Source organism: Vibrio sp. 2132-1 (assembly GCF_033344315.1).
Window position 1 is genome coordinate 1 of sequence record NZ_JAWPON010000359.1, and the last position, 688, is coordinate 688.

Below are 688 nucleotides of genomic sequence, written 5' to 3' on the forward strand. Positions count from 1 at the left end.
TGCACCTTTGCGCGCATCTGCCAACGCTAAATCTTGTGGCGTCGTCACCAAAACCGTGCCGGTAACAGGAATTTGTTGTGACAACGTCAACTGGATATCACCCGTGCCTGGTGGCATGTCTATCACTAAGTAATCTAGCTCTGGCCAATCGGTTTCATTCAATAGCTGAGCTAACGCTTTCGATGCCATAGGGCCACGCCAGATCGCTGCTTCAGATTTATTAACTAAATAGCCAATAGAATGAGTATAGATGCCGTGAGCAAAAATAGGCTCCATCCATTTGCCATCACGAACTTCTGGTTTCGCATCTTCCTGGCCGAGCATCATCGGAACCGATGGACCGTATATATCGGCATCCAATAGGCCAACCTTCGCTCCCGACTGCGCGATAGCCAAGGCTAAGTTAACGGCTGTTGTGGATTTGCCCACCCCACCCTTTGCAGAGCTCACCGCAATGATATTCTTCACGCCTTTCACCGCATTAGAAACCTGCGTTTCTAGTGCTTTTACGCCGAGTTCAATGTGAAACGGAAACGCGGCTACAGCTTTGGATGCTTGCTGTTGTTGAATCCATTCTTGCAATGTGCGCTGAAGCTCATTACTAGCAAATGGCAATGTAATCTTCACCTCACCTTGAGCGGTGATGGTGACAACGCCGTGAATATCGGCCCAGTTTTCCACTAACTGT

1 protein-coding gene is annotated in these 688 nt (G+C 48.8%); it reads right to left on the reverse strand.

Annotated features, from left to right (window positions below):
* The coding region (locus R8N47_RS25410; protein WP_318186132.1) for a P-loop NTPase at window positions 1-688 on the reverse strand (688 nt) is incomplete at both ends.